This window comes from Exiguobacterium sp. Leaf187 (assembly GCF_001423925.1).
Classification (GTDB): Bacteria; Bacillota; Bacilli; order Exiguobacteriales; family Exiguobacteriaceae; genus Exiguobacterium_A; species Exiguobacterium_A indicum.
The window spans coordinates 412,883-428,297 of sequence record NZ_LMPR01000009.1 but is presented as its reverse complement, the minus strand read 5'-3'; the positions used below and the strand labels follow the sequence as shown (position 1 = coordinate 428,297).

Annotated in this window: 20 protein-coding genes; 15 read left to right on the top strand and 5 right to left on the bottom strand. The window is 47.9% G+C overall.

Annotated features, from left to right (window positions below; translation table 11 throughout):
- The 3 genes from ASF99_RS06245 (at position 1) to ASF99_RS06235 (ending at position 2,301) form a co-directional block, all read left to right on the top strand.
- Positions 1–384 carry a hypothetical protein gene (locus ASF99_RS06245; protein ID WP_023468155.1) on the top strand — a complete coding sequence of 128 codons (384 nt, stop codon included), beginning with the start codon at positions 1–3 and terminating at the stop codon, positions 382–384.
- A gap of 155 nt (positions 385–539) precedes the next feature.
- The gene (locus ASF99_RS06240; RefSeq protein WP_023468154.1) at positions 540–1,625 is read left to right on the top strand and encodes a GGDEF domain-containing protein; all 1,086 of its coding nucleotides are present in this window, start codon (positions 540–542) and stop codon (positions 1,623–1,625) included.
- A 64-nt stretch (positions 1,626–1,689) separates the two neighbouring features.
- Complete coding sequence (locus tag ASF99_RS06235) at positions 1,690–2,301, top strand: YdeI/OmpD-associated family protein (RefSeq protein ID WP_055967813.1); 612 nt, start codon at positions 1,690–1,692, stop codon at positions 2,299–2,301.
- On the opposite strand, the gene ASF99_RS06230 is transcribed toward ASF99_RS06235, so the two are convergent.
- Positions 2,290–3,180: an ABC transporter ATP-binding protein gene (locus ASF99_RS06230; RefSeq protein WP_055967809.1), complete on the bottom strand. Its 891-nt coding sequence runs from the start codon at positions 3,178–3,180 to the stop codon at positions 2,290–2,292. The genes ASF99_RS06235 and ASF99_RS06230 overlap by 12 nt on opposite strands.
- A gap of 1 nt (position 3,181) precedes the next feature.
- On the bottom strand, positions 3,182–3,865 hold the full coding sequence (locus ASF99_RS06225) for an ABC transporter permease (RefSeq protein WP_055967806.1): 684 nt from the start codon (positions 3,863–3,865) through the stop codon (positions 3,182–3,184).
- 242 nt (positions 3,866–4,107) lie between these two features.
- On the opposite strand from ASF99_RS06225, the gene ASF99_RS06220 reads away from it, so the two are divergent.
- From ASF99_RS06220 to ASF99_RS06175, 10 genes are all read left to right on the top strand, one after another.
- Entirely contained in the window at positions 4,108–4,968 is an 861-nt protein-coding gene (locus ASF99_RS06220) for an alpha/beta fold hydrolase (protein WP_055967802.1), read from the top strand.
- 43 nt (positions 4,969–5,011) lie between these two features.
- Positions 5,012–5,386 (top strand): hypothetical protein, encoded by a 375-nt coding sequence (locus ASF99_RS06215; protein WP_055967799.1) that lies wholly within the window; start codon positions 5,012–5,014, stop codon positions 5,384–5,386.
- Between the two features lie 89 nt (positions 5,387–5,475).
- Complete coding sequence (locus ASF99_RS06210) at positions 5,476–5,913, top strand: MarR family winged helix-turn-helix transcriptional regulator (RefSeq protein ID WP_023468147.1); 438 nt, start codon at positions 5,476–5,478, stop codon at positions 5,911–5,913.
- Positions 5,914–5,961: 48 nt separating this feature from the next.
- Positions 5,962–6,618: an SDR family NAD(P)-dependent oxidoreductase gene (locus tag ASF99_RS06205; RefSeq protein ID WP_035397622.1), complete on the top strand. Its 657-nt coding sequence runs from the start codon at positions 5,962–5,964 to the stop codon at positions 6,616–6,618.
- A complete protein-coding gene (locus tag ASF99_RS06200; RefSeq protein ID WP_035397624.1) occupies positions 6,615–7,148 on the top strand; it encodes an NAD(P)H-dependent oxidoreductase in 534 nt (177 codons plus the stop codon). The genes ASF99_RS06205 and ASF99_RS06200 overlap by 4 nt, the downstream gene beginning before the upstream one ends.
- An 8-nt stretch (positions 7,149–7,156) precedes the next feature.
- On the top strand, positions 7,157–7,495 hold the full coding sequence (locus ASF99_RS06195; RefSeq protein WP_023468144.1) for a winged helix-turn-helix transcriptional regulator: 339 nt from the start codon (positions 7,157–7,159) through the stop codon (positions 7,493–7,495).
- A gap of 80 nt (positions 7,496–7,575) precedes the next feature.
- Positions 7,576–8,280, top strand: a complete 705-nt coding sequence (locus ASF99_RS06190) for a type 1 glutamine amidotransferase domain-containing protein (RefSeq protein WP_082487048.1) — start codon at positions 7,576–7,578, stop codon at positions 8,278–8,280.
- Positions 8,281–8,292: 12 nt separating this feature from the next.
- Entirely contained in the window at positions 8,293–9,423 is a 1,131-nt protein-coding gene (locus tag ASF99_RS06185) for a low temperature requirement protein A (RefSeq protein ID WP_055967795.1), read from the top strand.
- Between the two features lie 144 nt (positions 9,424–9,567).
- Positions 9,568–10,230 (top strand): type 1 glutamine amidotransferase domain-containing protein, encoded by a 663-nt coding sequence (locus ASF99_RS06180; RefSeq protein ID WP_023468141.1) that lies wholly within the window; start codon positions 9,568–9,570, stop codon positions 10,228–10,230.
- Between the two features lie 54 nt (positions 10,231–10,284).
- Entirely contained in the window at positions 10,285–10,572 is a 288-nt protein-coding gene (locus ASF99_RS06175) for a putative quinol monooxygenase (protein WP_023468140.1), read from the top strand.
- Between the two features lie 70 nt (positions 10,573–10,642).
- Here the strand turns inward: ASF99_RS06175 and ASF99_RS06170 are convergent, their stop codons facing one another.
- Complete coding sequence (locus ASF99_RS06170; protein WP_055967792.1) at positions 10,643–11,497, bottom strand: LysR family transcriptional regulator; 855 nt, start codon at positions 11,495–11,497, stop codon at positions 10,643–10,645.
- A gap of 201 nt (positions 11,498–11,698) precedes the next feature.
- Positions 11,699–12,049: a potassium channel family protein gene (locus ASF99_RS06165; RefSeq protein WP_055967789.1), complete on the bottom strand. Its 351-nt coding sequence runs from the start codon at positions 12,047–12,049 to the stop codon at positions 11,699–11,701.
- 446 nt (positions 12,050–12,495) lie between these two features.
- Here ASF99_RS06165 and ASF99_RS06160 point away from each other — a divergent pair, with 446 nt between their 5' ends.
- Entirely contained in the window at positions 12,496–12,990 is a 495-nt protein-coding gene (locus ASF99_RS06160) for a hypothetical protein (protein WP_055967786.1), read from the top strand.
- Positions 12,991–13,056: 66 nt separating this feature from the next.
- Here the strand turns inward: ASF99_RS06160 and ASF99_RS06155 are convergent, their stop codons facing one another.
- Positions 13,057–14,088 (bottom strand): zinc-binding dehydrogenase, encoded by a 1,032-nt coding sequence (locus ASF99_RS06155; RefSeq protein ID WP_055967783.1) that lies wholly within the window; start codon positions 14,086–14,088, stop codon positions 13,057–13,059.
- Between the two features lie 169 nt (positions 14,089–14,257).
- On the opposite strand from ASF99_RS06155, the gene ASF99_RS06150 reads away from it, so the two are divergent.
- Positions 14,258–15,331, top strand: coding sequence for a peptidyl-alpha-hydroxyglycine alpha-amidating lyase family protein (locus tag ASF99_RS06150; protein ID WP_055967780.1), 1,074 nt, complete (start codon positions 14,258–14,260; stop codon positions 15,329–15,331).
- Positions 15,332–15,415: the final 84 nt, after the last annotated feature.

Here is a 15,415-nt window from a genome sequence, read left to right as displayed (position 1 = left end):
ATGCTATTACGCCATATGACACATCGGCATCACATGAAATCAATCGTGACGCGCGGTGGATTGTCACCGACATTTCAAATCGATGCACCAACAGGCTGGATCGCCTTTGAAGTCGATCCTCCAAGCGCAGCGTATCAAACGCACTTTCATCAATTAAAAAATGATTGGCAGGATGGAGATGTCGTTACGCTCGAATTCGACGGAGAGCGGATGCAAGCAGCAGGCTTCGAGATGCTGCAATCGCAAGAAGATGACCGCAGCCACCAGGCAGAGAGATTAGGCGTATCCATCGAGGAAATTGGCTCGTATGCATTCATTCGTAATTTCGTCTCACTTGATTATCTCGTCGAGTCTTCACGTGAGAAAATCTCAGAGTATTATTGATTTTGAAAAAGAAATTTGATCTTTTTTAAAAGATACGGAAATCAAGATATTCTCATACATCTTTAGGGTATGATTGGCTATAAAGAATAAATATTCACTGAATGAAGCATTTTTTTGTAGTTATTTTTCAGAACTCATTTGAGAGGAACACGAACATGTGGAATACACTGAACCATCTTATCCTCAACGTCGCTCTGACCTTTTTCTTCGTGCTCATCTCCCTGTTCTTTTTTAAACGATTTCAGTTTCGAAACACGCTCGACAGTTGGCTGAAGAAAAATCTGTTAGTACTGATTCTTGCGACAGGTGCCGGCTACTGGGTCATCCATAATGCCATCACCTATGAGGGATTTCAATTCGATTTATCGATTACCTTGATTGTCGTCGCCTTCATTTATGGAGGTATTAGTAGCGGCTTCATCACGACCCTCGTCTTCGCTTCCCTTCAAACGTTCGTTTTTGATTCCGCTCATGCCTATTGGCTGATCGGTACGTATCTGATTGTCAGCATCGTTGTCTTGTACTTACAAAATGAAGCACCGGATCGATTCATCTCGTTTCCAATCATTTTCGGCATTGCACTCATTCTCTGTTTACCATACGTTCAACATGTTCAACCGAATGACGTGACAGCGATGACGATCTTTCTCGTCGGGAATGGTTGCGCCGGTCTCCTCTTGCACAGCATCTTGCATCAAGTCCGCTGGCACTTCACTCAAGTCCGGATGCATCGGCGTCTTGCCTTGACGGATACGTTGACAGGGCTTGATAATCGACGTCGTTTAGAAGAGACCGTCCTACGTTACAAATCACAACAGACGGACTTTTCAATCATGATCATCGATGTCGATCATTTCAAACAGGTCAATGATACTTACGGTCATGACCGCGGCGATCATATTTTACGGCAAATCAGCTCTTTGCTAGCATCGTATTGTCCCCCAACTTGTGTGCTCGGACGATTCGGCGGTGAAGAGTTCATGATGCTGTTGCCGGAGCATTCGTTGCCGGAGACGCGTCGACTCGCGGAACAAATCTGTGAAGCCAGTGCCAAACGGACGTATGAGTTATCAGCGACGGAACCGTTGCAAGTGACGTTATCGATTGGGGTGTCTCGCCAAACTCATCAACCGTCTGAGACCCATAATTTTCTGCAGACGATCCAGCAGGCAGACGCTGCCCTCTATCAAGCGAAGAAGAGTGGTCGGAATTGTGTCTTTCATCATGACCCGTTGCGATGAATACGAAAAGTGCCCCCTCGCGTGACGTGGAGGGGGCACTGCTATCTGAAATGGAGGAACGAACGTGGAAATCACGAATGTCTTACGCTTTACCGATCGCGATGGCTTTCGACAGTGGCTGACGAAACACGCGAATCGCGCGACCTTCTGTTGGGTGATTCTCAGTCGAAAACAAATCGGGGACGGTTTACTTTATCTCGATGCCGTCGAAGAGGCACTTTGCTTCGGCTGGATTGATGGAATTGCAAAGAAGACCGAAGACGGCGAACTGGCGCAACGATTCACCCCGCGTCGAAAAAACAGCAACTGGACCGAACTGAACAAGGAACGAGTCCGTCGCTTAGAGCGCCTCGGCTTGATGCAACCGTCCGGACGACAGGTTCTACCAGACATGCGTGCTGATGCGTTCGTCATTGATGACACGATCCAAGCGCGCCTACAAGAAGACCCGGTCGTCTATGAACAGTTTAATGACTTCCCGGAGCTCTATCGACGCATCCGGATCGATACGATTCAAAGTGTACGCAAGGATCCCGTTCTCTATGAAAAACGTCTGCAGACGTTGATTGAAAAAACGAAACGGAATCAGATGTACGGTCAGTGGAATGACGGGGGTCGTCTTTTACTCGAAGATGTTCCGGAGACGGAATCAGAGGCTAGTCGGTCAGACCGCTAAGAAAATCTCTTCTAACGATTGACGTTCGATCTGCACCTCGTAGATTTTGACGTCTTGTTCCGCAAGCATGACGAGTAACTCTGGAATATCCTCTTCCGTCGATAAATCAAGCCGTGTACAATCATCAGCTTGCGACAAAAGCCGAGCGTATGCTGGCAGATGCGATGGAGCTAATCGCGGAACAGTCCGAATACGGATTTGAATCTCCTGCCTCATTGCTTCTTGTAAGGACGCAACGGTTCCACAGCGGACGATTCTTCCCTCCGTCATGATGGCGACACGGTCACACATCTTTTCGATCTCATTCAAGTTATGCGAGGTTAAGAAAATCGTTTTTCCGTCCGCTTTTAATGCAAGTAACAATCGCTGGATCTCGATCGCCGATTCTGGATCAAGACCGGACGTCGGTTCATCTAAAAAAAGTAATTCCGGATTTCCGGTAAGCGCTTGTGCGATGCTGATCTTTTTCTTCATCCCGAACGAGAAGCACCCAATCTTTTGTCGCTCCGTCCCGCTTAATCCGACTTGTTCAAGCAATCGTCCAATTTCTTGCTTCGTGATGCGAACTCCTGATAATCCTGCCATGTAGTTAAGAAACGCACGTGCCGTCATATCATGATACAGATTTGATGTATCCGGCATGACCCCGATCTTTTGTTTGATGGCATCCAGTCGATCAGCGGGTTCACCGAGAAGTGCGACAGTTCCGCCTGTCGCTTGTGTGATTCCGGTCATAATCTGAATGAACGTCGATTTCCCAGCACCATTACGACCTAAAAAACCAAAGATTTCTCCTCGTTCGACCGTCAAATTCACCTCTCGTAAGACTTCCTTCGCACCGAACGATTTCTTCAACCCATTTACTTCAATCGCACTCATATTACAAATCCTTTCGCTTTAACGTGAGATAGGAGACTGTCAAAAACAACCCACTCCATAAAACAGGTAACAGTAATAACGTTCCAGACATGATGACAGCGTGGTACGGCAAGATGTATTGAAACGGTACCAGATACCATTTATCCGAGAACGCTGACCAGAGACCGATGATCGGGACGACGATCCCGAGAAAAATACCGAGAAACATAGTCAAACCAGGCTTCGCAATCATCGTAGATAAAAAGATGTTGAAACTGGTGATATATAGGATGACGATCAGAACCGTCAGATAATCGATCCAGAACCATTGCTGCGCATAGAGCGAGACAATCAGAAAATTGATCGTAAGCGTCGCGCACCAGAACAATAGCGATCCGAGAAACTTCTCCAAAACGATTCGCAGACGCGACGTCTTCGTGACCAGTAAACGAATCGTCCGTGTCTCGATTTCACGATTGATGATGTCGTGTGATAACGCAGCCACGAACAGAAAACCGAAGAACAGGATGAAGAACTTAATGCTTGAAGTATAGGCAGACGGTTGATTAACGCCAGCAAGCAGTTCCGGATGCCTCGTCAAATACGATGCTGTGAAGACGGACGTGATCGTCAGAAAAAGAATCAATAGAATCGCTTTGATGCTTTTGAAGCTGCTCGTGAATTCTTGTTTTACGATTGGAAACATGACGGACTCCTTTGGACATATTTTTGATTAACGCAAGCGTTGTTTTACTTTCGTGACAAGGACACCGAGTCCATATAAGGTAACGGCTGTTAAGAGCATCGTGATGATGGTTTCCATGTGAATTCTCCTCTATGTAAATGACGTGTTATCTTACTCTACGCTACTCCTTAAAGAAAGTTTCCTTATTTTTCAATTCCCAACATTCTCCTCATGGTACAGTAAAAGAAAAAAGGAGACGGCAAATGAAACGTTATACTATCACCTGTCAGCAACAATCTGTCCACATTACGGAATGGGGAACCGAACAGCTTCCGACGATTGTCTGCTTTCATGGACTCGGCAGTACGAGTCTCAGCTTCATCGAAATCGCCGAAGCGCTCGCTGATGAATTCCGTCTGATTGCGATTGATTTACCCGGTCACGGCAAAACATCAGCTTTCTTAGATCCTCTACACTATCGCATGAAACCCTTTACGGACTGGATCGACGAAGTCTTACACATCCTTGATGTCAAGCGGTTCTATGCCTTGTCGCACTCATGGGGAAGTGTTCTGTCACTGTATTATTTGATTGAACATGCGGATCGTGTGCTCGGCACGATTCTGATTGACGGCGGCTATCATAGTAAACGGCTTTACGGTCTTTCCGTAGAGGAAGAAGTCGTCTTTTATGAACAAGATTTCGAGGATTCCGTTTCAACATGGGACGAATTTTTAGACGTTGCTGTCTATGCTCCGGATGCACGTCGCTCGCACTCCCTCGATTTAGCTGGTGCCGATCTCCTTCGGATGGAGGAAGGACGATTCCACTGGCATGCGCGAGGAGAGACGGCTGCTGCGATCGTACGCGCGCTTCACCACGAGGATGTTCTTGATTTCCTCCCGGACGTTCCACCAGCGGACATTCAGTTGTACGTCGCAACGTTACCGACAGATCAAGCATCGATCCGTCAGCAGGCAACGAACCGATTACATGAGATGACACAAGCGACGGTTCATTTCGTTCCGGAGACAGGACATCTATTACACTGGGATCGCCCTGACGTCATCATCGAAGCGATTCGTCACTACTGGACGTCCGGAAAAAGATTATCTCCCATTTGAAAAATGGTTTATTATGGAATCAGAGTAAAAAGGAGGGGTTCATATGTTAAAACGGTTAACGTTCGTTTGTGTGACCTTATGCGTCGCGATCGTCGCCATCCTTGTCGCTGCACGCCACTCAACTGGAAACACCATTTCGTTTGAAGAGCCATTATCGGTTTACATCGCGATTGGACTAATTGTCTTCTTATTCGTACCACCGCTCGTCCTATCATTTTTCGAACATCCTGTCCTGAAGATCATCAATGTCGTCTATCAATCCTTGATCGTCTTCAGTTTCGTCGGACTGATTCCCGTCGGCTTCTTGATTCCGAACGGATCCTCGACGATCATCGTCGCTGTCCTTGGAACGGTCGCAAGTCTTGCTAGTGTCATCGTCGCTACGCGGAGTACGACGTTCCAACCTGTCTTAAAGTGAATCGACTACCTGAGCAGGATGTCTCTCTTGACATCCTGCTTTTATCGTTTTAAGTTGTATATACAAACGTTATGGAAGGAGCATGATTCATGTCATTGATTCAGGAAGAGGAAGACTTATTGACCTACTGTCTCTATTTCACATCGAGCCGCTTTGCCCGTAATATCGCAAAATTGGCTGATCAAGCCATCGATGGTGAGCTCGCACCCTCTTATTACTACATGATGCTCGTCGTCCATTTCCATCCAGACATCACACAAAAGGAATTGAGTCAGCGCTTATCACTCGCACCCTCAACGAGCACACGGTTCTTAGACAAACTCGAAGCACTCGGATGGATTCATCGTACGTCACGCGGGAAACAATCTCACGTCCGCTTGACGACAGAGGGGGAAGAAGTTTACGGCTCGTTTCGTCAATCGTTGAAGCAGTTATTCGCTGATTATGCGGCGATTCTTGGCAAGGACGAGAGTAAGCAACTGAGCAAATCACTTCGGGATGCAAATGAAAAACTTGAGCGTGCTTGAGTTTTTTTGGCCTAACGTTTGTATATACAACTATTGAGGAGTGTTTTCATGACTACACAACAGACCATAGTAATCATTGGCGCCGGTCCCGGAATCGGATATCATACGGCACTTCGTTTCGCACAGGACGGCTATCGCATCGCACTGATGGCGCGGGATGAACAACGTCTTCAATCACTCGTCACTCGCCTGACAGATCAAGGATACGATGCGACCGCTCATGTCGCGGATGTACGAACTACCGTCTCGCTTGCGGCGCAATTTGAAGTCATTAAACAGATTCATGGCTCGATTGATGTCCTGCTTTATAATGCGCTAGCTAACACGCCAGGTCGTCCAACAGTGTTACGCGCAGAAAATTTACGCGCGGACTTCGAAGTCAATGTCATCGGTGCACTCAACAGCGTCAATGCAGCACTCCCGTACTTATCACCTGACGCATCGATCCTGCTGACAGGTGGTGGACTTGCGCTCTCACCTGTTGCCGAAGTCGCTTCTTTATCGCTCGGTAAAGCGGCACTCCGAAATCTAGCGTATAGCTTGCATGACGAGTTGAAGGAACAATCGATCCATGTCGGAACGTTGACGATCGCCGGTTTCGTCAAAGAAGGAACCTACTTTGCACCACAGCATATCGCGCAAGCCTTACATGAGCTTCGTCAAGATCGAGCTATCGAACGCATTTACAAGGAGGAACAACAATGAAGACACTCGTTATCGTCGCCCATCCGGATCTAACAAACTCTCGTATCAATCGAACGTGGATGCACGCGTTTCAACAGCAAGAAAACGTGATGGTTCATGATTTGTACGCCGCCTATCCCGATTTTAAGATTGATGTAAAACGGGAACAAGAGTTATTGATGGCACACGACCGGATCGTACTCCAGTTTCCGTTCTTTTGGTATAGCAGCCCCGCTTTACTGAAACTATGGCAAGACGAGGTACTTGCTTACGGCTGGGCTTATGGTCAAGCTGGTACACGATTGCATGGGAAGGAACTGTTACTCGCTTTTTCAACGGGCGGTCCAGCGGAAGCTTACCAACCGTCGGGTTTAAATCGCTTCACGTTTGATCAATTGACGACACCGTTTCAAGCGATGGCGAATTTGACGGGGATGACGTTTTTACCCCCGTACATTTTGTCCGGCGTCCGCACCTTATCCGATGAAGCATTAGCAAAGGCGACGGCATCTCTCATCGAACAGACACTTCAAGTTCCCATCCGAAAGTGAGGTCTCACATGGCACGTTTTCTCTACCAGACACGTGAATTCGACTGTCCGGTCCAGCTCAGCATGACCGTCTTGATGGGCAAGTGGAAAGTGTTAGTCTTATGGCAACTGTTCTTAAAAAATCGTCGGTATGGTGAATTGAAACGTCTCGTTCCCGGCATCAGCCATAAAGTCTTATCGGATACGTTAAAGGTGCTTGAAGAGGAACGATTCATCTTCCGTCACGACTATCATGAGAACCCACCGCACGTCGAATACGGTCTGACGGATCAGGGACGTGACCTCGAGCCGATTCTACGTGCCTTGCAACAATGGGGAATGCAGTATAAAGCACCCCACTCACCTTAATGTGCGTACTTGTCCTTCTGAACGTGTTTGATACGATGACATTAAGTCATCCATCACACCACGAACAGGAGGATTTTTTCATGAAAACGATCTTACTCGTCGTCTCGAATCCAACCGTCTCATCGACAACACAATGGCCGGTCGGGTTTTGGTTATCAGAGTTGACCCATCCGCTGGAAACGTTTCAAAAACACGGGTATCACGTAACGATTGCAAGTCCAGATGGCGGTAAAGTTGACTGGGATGCACTCAGTGATCCTACTGATCCAAGCGGTTACTCGGCTCATGATCAGCTCTCACTGTCGTATCGGGATAACCCTGAATTTTTGACACGCCTGTCAACGACACCGCGCATCGATGATCTGGACCTCACCGGATTTGATGCCATTCTCGTCGCTGGTGGTCAAGCCCCGATGTTTACGTTTGAACAAGCCACTTCACTCCATGAAGCCTTTCTCGCCTTTTATGGTGCAGGAAAACCATCAGCGGCACTATGTCACGGTACGAGTCTATTACTTTATCTAAAGGATGGCGCGCGCCCGTTCGTCAAAGACAAACGCATGACCGGCTTTACGAACGCGGAAGAAACTCTAGCTGATCAAGCAACAGGCATGCGTGTCATGCCGTTTCGCATCGAGGAGGAAGCGAAGCGTCTTGGTGCGGTGTTCGTCTCCGCCTCCCCGTGGACACCGTTTTCAGTCGTCGATGGACATCTCATCACCGGGCAACAGCAAGAATCGGGACAGGAAGTCGCAATGCGTGTCATCGAATTGCTTGAAGCATAAGGGGGTCTGAACATGCACGAATGGTCACGACCAACGATTCATACGACGACTGGGCACCGACAGGCGTCGTGGATTGAACTGTTCTTTGATCTCGTTTTCATCGCTTCTCTCGTCGAAGCGATTCATTTCGTTGAAGCGCATCTATCCGAAGGCATCATGTCGACGCTTCTACTCTTCTTGGTATTTTTCATCGCACCTTGGATCGTCTGGCGGAGTACGACGTTCTATTCCGATCGCTATGAGGAAAATACAAGCCGCCATCGTCTTCTCTTGATCGCCTTGATGATGCCGATTGGCTTGTTCGCTTACTCTGTTCACCATGTCGTCGAAGGACATGTCGGCTGGTTCGTCCTAAGCTTTATCCTCTCACGTCTTTGGCTCTTATTCATGTGGGGTACTGTCCGAATGACGGAAGAGGCACAAAGAAGAACCTTCCGTATTTTATTGCTCGGACATGGCACCGCGATGCTCCTCGTCACATTCAGTTATTGGGTTGCATTTTTACCGCTCGTCCTGCTTGCTTTACTCATTGAGTTATTTCAGACGCTGTGGACGTTACGTGCTCACGAACAACTTCCCGAGTTGACACGCAATCACTTGCCTGAGCGGTTTGGCTTGTTCACGATGCTTGTCCTTGGAGAAGGTGTCCTTGGCGTGATCGACTTGCTGGCAGCAGGAGAAGATTTATTGTTCCCGTTCTTACTCTTCCTCTATCTCGTCTGCTGTTTTTGGATCTACTACGATCAAGTCATCTACCGCCTGTATCATCCGACCGCCTGGCACGTCTATTGGTGGGGAATGTGGAACCTTGGTATCGTGATATCTTTATTGCTCGTCCGTAGCGCTTTTTCAGGTTATGTCGCAACTGATCCGGATGCTGTTCTGCTCTTTTTCAGCGCGACTCTGCTGTTCATTTGGACGACCGGTGGTATCGGATTGACTGGCCAAAAAGATACCGTGTCTGTTCGAATGACGAGACGCTTCCTCCAACTCCGTCTCTTGCTGACATGCCTACTCATCGGAAGTTTCTTCATTCTCCCTCCCCTCTTGTTGCTACTCGTGATGCTCCTGACCTTACTTCTAATCCTCTTTCAGGGGATGTATTATTGGACGACACTTTTACGTCCCTCGTCCGAAACATGATCAACCAGATGGTGCTAATCATCTGGTTATTTTATGTATAAATTTATTTATCGATAAGCTCATTTTTATTAATTTGTTTTTTGATTCATGCGGGCGTATTCTAATCACGTAGCCAATCGGCAAACGAAAAAGGAGGAACATATCATGAGTAAACACATCTTAATGGTCGTCACGAACGCAAAAGAAATGAAGGAAGGTCACGCAACTGGACTTTGGTTGTCTGAGTTCGCGGAAGCGTACATCGAATTCAAGAACGCAGGATATACGGTAACGGTCGCAAGCCCGAACGGCGGCGAATCACCAATCGACGCTCGGAGCCTTGAAGACGAAGTCCCAGCTGAGATTCAAGCGACAGCTCCACTCTTGAAAGAGACACTTGATTTAAAAGCAATCCAGGATTTCTCAGCATTCGATGCAATCTTCATGCCAGGTGGACACGGTACGATGTTCGACTTGCCACAAAGTGATGCCTTGAACAACGCTCTTCGGACATTGTTTGAAGCGAATAAGACGGTCGCTGCGGTCTGCCACGGACCCGCTGGACTCGTCAGTGCGACACTCTCAGACGGAACACCACTCGTCGCTGGAAAGACGATCGCAACGTTCACGGATGAAGAAGAACGCGCGACAGGTCTTGACGTCTACATGCCATTCTTGCTCGAGACACGTCTTCGTGAACTCGGTGCGAATATCATCACGGCTGACAACTTCACGGAAAACGTCCAAGTCGACGGAAACCTTGTCACGGGTCAAAATCCACAATCTACGATTGCGGTCGCGAAAGCCGTCATCAATACACTCAACTAATCAAAACAAGGGATCCTTTGGATGAAGGATCTCTTTTCATAGGAGGTTCTATCGATGATTCAACTGATTGCCCGAATCGAAGCGCATCCGAATCAAGGTGAACAGCTCGCTTCTATCATCGAAGGTGTGATCGTACCTTCGCGTGCAGAAGAAGGGTGCCTGACGTATCAGACACATCGCGCCATCGACAATCCGAACGTCTTCTACTTTTATGAACAATGGCGTGATCAAGACGCTTTCGATCAGCATGTCGCATCACCGCACTATCAAGCCTATCGAGCAGACAGTGCCAATCTCGTCGTTGATCGAAACGTGACGTTCTTAGATGACGTATCAAAGTAATCTGTAATTCATACAAAAAAAGTCCAATCCTCTCAGCATTTGCTTGTGGATTGGACTTTTTTAACTTAATTCAACTTAACGCCTTAATCACCTGTTGCAAAACCGGATCGTGGCGCGAGTCCGTTCGATAGGCGACATATAACTGATTCGTCGCGAATCGTTCCGGTGCAATCCGTTGTACCCGTCCAGCGCTAACCGCTGCTTCGACGAGATAATCGGGCAAAACGCTAATCCCGTGTCCTGCTTCGATGGCTTTTAGTATCGCATCAACGTTCGGTAAAATCATTTCCGGACGGATCCCAGGTCGTTCTCCGAACTGCGTCTGATAGTACCGACGAATGATCGGCAGCTCGAGTCCGTAACTGATCCAGCGCTGACGGTCCATCCACTCCTTTAGATCCGCTTCTGGAACTTCGTAGCCAGTCGGAGCGATCAAATGGAATCGTTCGTCAGCGATCGGGACGTACTGGACGCCAGGCTCATCGATCCGCTTCGTTGCGATGATGAAGTCGAGCTCATTCGTAAGCAAGCGTTGCAACAAGGGAACCGTCAAATCAAAGACTACCGTGAACTGTGCGACGTCGAGCGGTAGCTTCGGTACGATCCCATGCGTGACGAATTCCGTCGGTCCCCCGAACTTCAAGACCGGACGAGGTTGCTCCCCTGCTTCGTACTTCATCTCAAGCGATAACTCCTCAAGCCGATCAATCAATCCGACGACTTGTGTATAGAGGGCTGTTCCCGCGTCCGTCGGAATCATTTGCCGTGGCGCACGGATGAACAAGGATGTCTCCAGTTCTGCTTCTAGTGCCGCGATATGCTGGCTGACCGCCGGTTGCGTCAAAAAACGAATTCTTGCCGCTGCCGAGACGGAACGCTGTTGGTAAACATGAATGAAACTGCGATACCATTCAAAATCAATCATATGGTTTCTCCTTTTGCTTGGTCTTCCTAAAAAGTATAGATTCATTCAATCCATAAGACAAATAACGAATAATTTAGTAAGTCATAAATTTATTTATCGTATAATGAGAGAGGATTTCCAAAATGTTTCGTTAGAAGTTCCTCTATATAGAACTCAACGATTGCTCCGCGGATCATTGCAAGAAAAGCGTCAAATCTGATTTCATTTCTGCTCTTCTTTCTTTTTCTTCTCCCGGTGATATTGTTTTAATGCCATATTGACGTTCACGATGACGGCACCGAGAACACCGACGCCAAGCATGACATACACGATCGAAAACAATTTACCGAACGCTGTCTGTGGGACGAGATCCCCGTATCCGACCGTTGCGAGCGTCATGACGGAGAAATAAAAGGCGTCCAGAATACTGAACTGTTCGACATTGTGATAAAAGACTGTTCCAATCAAAAAAAGTGCCCCGACCATGATCATCAATGCCTTCTGTTCTTCTTGCTTGAATAAGATACGAATGACATGAAAAAAATTTCGGATCAAAATAAAGAACGCCAGCATGCTCTCTCCTCCTCAGTTCCGTCATAACGGCATACGTTCATTGAACAATTTCTCTAGTTGGTCAGGATCAAGTTGATTCAAGTCAGAGATCAGGAAACAATCGATTCGTTTTGATGACTGGATCTGTAAACTTTAATCCGTCCGTAGGAGCTATTTGACACCGAGCAACGTCGCGATCAAAATAAAACTACAGTTGATCAGGAACAGATATCTGCACCGAACGCGTAGGTCATGTTCTGATTCATAATGGCGTAATCGATCGTATAGACCATTGTCAACAAGGCAGTGGCGATTACGACACCGGGAACGTCCGCGCGATCAGTTCGTCACTTAAAAACGAGTCGCACCATTCAAGTCATTGATTTTTATTTACCCATTTTTAGTGTCTACGTCTTATTTCCCGTATGAAAAATAAAAAAATCCCTTTAACGAAAGGTGTATCGTTCATGAAAAAATTCCGCGGCAAACGCCGTTATTTTAAAAATCTCGAGCTTGAATTCAACAGTTTTTCTTCTCCAGCCTATATTGATTCAGACGTTTGGTTTAACGACTGGCACGAGCACCCTGACTTTTATGGACATGGCAACGCGAGTCTGCGCATTCGTAAAGCACATCTTCGGATCGCGTTGAGCGCTATGCAGGACATGCAACAAAAACTAGCGGAAAAACAGATTGAACATCAGCTTTACATAACGATTGTCCTCGAGGATGCTTCACAAGACGCACTACATGTCCACACGCTGAACCCGGACGGAACCCCATTCCCACTCGAGCGGATTCAGTCGTTCCCTCACGCTTCACACGTTCCGACCTGGGTAACGGAACTCTTTCCGAGCAACCGGTATACGATTCATGAATCACAGGAGGAATTGGTTGATGATACGGAAGAGGAGCCTGTCAGCTCGATCGTCACGTTTTTTTACATCTTGCCTAGTCCTTAAATTGACACGAAAACGAGCTACCCTTTCCTGCACAGGAAGAGGATAGCTCGTTTTGTTCGGTTTCTCTTATGGTAGCAAGACGACCTTGCCGAATTTACCAGCTTGTTTGAAGTACGCTTGGGCTTCTCGCGCTTCAGCGAGCGGGAACGTCCGGTCGATGACGGGATGAATCGTCTGCGTCCGAACGGCCTCCAGTAATTTCTCATAATCATGGCGATTGCCAAGGACAGATCCTTGTAGACGGATATGCTTCAAGTAAAGCGTCCGAAAATCGAGCGAAGTCACCTGTCCCCCGGACGATCCGGATATACAGTACGTTCCGCCGCGCTTTAGCAGATCCAGTCCTTGTTTGAACACGGCATCGCCGACGACGTCGAGAATCGCATCGACCGGACCGACTTCTTGCATGACCTGCTGATCCCAGTCCGGCTCACGGTAGGAAACGACCAGGTCCGCCCCGAGTTCTTGCAATTGATCCGTCAGCTTCAAGTCACCGACGAGTGCGACGACACGGGCGCCGAAGACCTGTTTCGCAATCTGGACGTTGAGTGAGCCGACACCACCACTGGCACCTGTTACAAGTAACGTCTGTCCTTGTTGTAAGTCAAGTTGTTCGACCATGTGCCACGCCGTCAATCCACTGACCGAGAAGACCGCACTGTCCGTATAGGAAGCAAGCGGCATGTCGTAACAGAGTTCGAGCGGCCAGCAGACATACTCCGCGTATCCGCCGTCGTACTCGGAACCGATGAACGATAAGTCCTCGGCACTCTGTTCGTCAGCGATTTCTCCACTCGCCGTGAACGGGAACAAGACGACGTCGCGTCCGATTTCCGTCTCGGCGACACCGTCTCCGACCGCGACGATCCGTCCGCTGATGTCTGAACCGGGAATCCGGGGGAACTTGACCCCTTCTGCTTTCCAGCCTGATTCACTCTCCGCACCATATGCGCCTTCCCGCATCCAAATTTCTGTATTATTCAAGGCGCAAGCTTTGATTTCAATCAGTACCTCGCCTTGTTTCGGTTGTGGTGTCTCTTGATCGATATAGGCGAGCTGCTCAAGCCCACCATGCCCCGTTACGGTGACTGCCTTCATGTTTTTGCCTCACTTTCTTCCCTCCATATGATATCTCTCTTCTTTACCCATCTATCCTGATTTTAATATCCTGCTTCCGTAACCCGCTGTCTCCTCCTATAGAACGATTCGTCCTCGTTTAATATCTAGATATAATATGGATACGAATTCACGTCTGGAGGAACGATTTATGAAAAAACGATTGATCTTTATAGGGACTTTAGCAACCATCACGGTACTGGGTATTTCCTGGTCAAGAGGTGGCGCAGATCCCGTCATGAAAGACAACTATCCACCCATCCCAAAAGATACGACGTATCGCGGACAGGTCGCTTGGCCACTAGAAACGCGCGATCGTTCGATTGCCGGTGAAGCAAGCGGCGTCGCTGTTGCTCCGAACGGTGACGTCTACTATTTACACCGAGGTAGTAATTCATACGGGGATGACACCTACATCACAGAACCGACATTGATCGTGCTCGACGGAAAGACGATGCAGGTGAAGAAGCGGTTAGGTGCAGGACTATTCAAGTCACCGCACGGTCTCGAAGTCGATGACCAAAACAATATCTGGATTACCGACATCAGTCTGAACCAAGTCTTCAAGCTCGATGCGTCCGGTAAAGTCTTGCAAACGTTCGGAAACGCATATGGTCCGTTCACGGAAGTCGGTCTGCGTATCCGAAACGTCTTGCCAAGCATCCCGCTACAGCTAGATGAAAAGACGTTCGCTCGTCCGACAGACGTCACCGTTTTCAAGGACGGCTCGTTCGCCGTATCTGACGGCTATCGGAATAGTCGCATCGTCATGTTCGATCCAAAAGGAACAGTCAAATGGGAAGTCAATGAACTCGGCAAACAAGACGGACAGTTTAATCTGCCGCATGGGATCAGTAGCGACGATGAGATGAATCTCTATGTGGCGGACCGGGACAACGCCCGGGTCCAAATCTTTAATCGAAGCGGCAAACACATCGATACGTGGTCGTCAAAAGAACTCGGTCGACCGTACGGGATCGAAGTCGGTAGGAACGGTAAAGTCTACGTCGCTGATGGCGGAAACTATTTAAATGGACAAAAAAAGAACGCGCAGAGTCAAATCGTCATTTTGAACAAACAAGGAAAGATTGAGAAACGATTCGGTGCGTGGGGCAAAGAAGCGGGACAACTCCGGATTGCACACGACATCGCGGTCGGTTCGGATGGAACGATTTATGTCGCGGAGTTGTTGAACAAACGATTGCAGCTGTTTTCTGAAAAATAATAGGGAACGGAAGTATTTCGAAATTTAAGAAATGAATATCCTTTTTTTCAAAGACACCTCAACTTATCTCGATTTATTTTGGTA

Excerpts from the sequence above, each read along its gene's own strand:
- ASF99_RS06245 (WP_023468155.1), top strand. The coding sequence starts at position 1 with ATGCTATTACGCCATATGACACATCGGCATCACATGAAATCAATCGTG.
- ASF99_RS06240 (WP_023468154.1), top strand. The coding sequence starts at position 540 with ATGTGGAATACACTGAACCATCTTATCCTCAACGTCGCTCTGACCTTT.
- ASF99_RS06230 (WP_055967809.1), bottom strand. The coding sequence starts at position 3,180 with ATGAGTGCGATTGAAGTAAATGGGTTGAAGAAATCGTTCGGTGCGAAG.
- ASF99_RS06225 (WP_055967806.1), bottom strand. The coding sequence starts at position 3,865 with ATGTTTCCAATCGTAAAACAAGAATTCACGAGCAGCTTCAAAAGCATC.
- ASF99_RS06220 (WP_055967802.1), top strand. The coding sequence starts at position 4,108 with ATGAAACGTTATACTATCACCTGTCAGCAACAATCTGTCCACATTACG.
- ASF99_RS06215 (WP_055967799.1), top strand. The coding sequence starts at position 5,012 with ATGTTAAAACGGTTAACGTTCGTTTGTGTGACCTTATGCGTCGCGATC.
- ASF99_RS06210 (WP_023468147.1), top strand. The coding sequence starts at position 5,476 with ATGTCATTGATTCAGGAAGAGGAAGACTTATTGACCTACTGTCTCTAT.
- ASF99_RS06205 (WP_035397622.1), top strand. The coding sequence starts at position 5,962 with ATGACTACACAACAGACCATAGTAATCATTGGCGCCGGTCCCGGAATC.
- ASF99_RS06200 (WP_035397624.1), top strand. The coding sequence starts at position 6,615 with ATGAAGACACTCGTTATCGTCGCCCATCCGGATCTAACAAACTCTCGT.
- ASF99_RS06195 (WP_023468144.1), top strand. The coding sequence starts at position 7,157 with ATGGCACGTTTTCTCTACCAGACACGTGAATTCGACTGTCCGGTCCAG.
- ASF99_RS06190 (WP_082487048.1), top strand. The coding sequence starts at position 7,576 with ATGAAAACGATCTTACTCGTCGTCTCGAATCCAACCGTCTCATCGACA.
- ASF99_RS06185 (WP_055967795.1), top strand. The coding sequence starts at position 8,293 with ATGCACGAATGGTCACGACCAACGATTCATACGACGACTGGGCACCGA.
- ASF99_RS06180 (WP_023468141.1), top strand. The coding sequence starts at position 9,568 with ATGAGTAAACACATCTTAATGGTCGTCACGAACGCAAAAGAAATGAAG.
- ASF99_RS06175 (WP_023468140.1), top strand. The coding sequence starts at position 10,285 with ATGATTCAACTGATTGCCCGAATCGAAGCGCATCCGAATCAAGGTGAA.
- ASF99_RS06170 (WP_055967792.1), bottom strand. The coding sequence starts at position 11,497 with ATGATTGATTTTGAATGGTATCGCAGTTTCATTCATGTTTACCAACAG.
- ASF99_RS06165 (WP_055967789.1), bottom strand. The coding sequence starts at position 12,049 with ATGCTGGCGTTCTTTATTTTGATCCGAAATTTTTTTCATGTCATTCGT.
- ASF99_RS06160 (WP_055967786.1), top strand. The coding sequence starts at position 12,496 with ATGAAAAAATTCCGCGGCAAACGCCGTTATTTTAAAAATCTCGAGCTT.
- ASF99_RS06155 (WP_055967783.1), bottom strand. The coding sequence starts at position 14,088 with ATGAAGGCAGTCACCGTAACGGGGCATGGTGGGCTTGAGCAGCTCGCC.
- ASF99_RS06150 (WP_055967780.1), top strand. The coding sequence starts at position 14,258 with ATGAAAAAACGATTGATCTTTATAGGGACTTTAGCAACCATCACGGTA.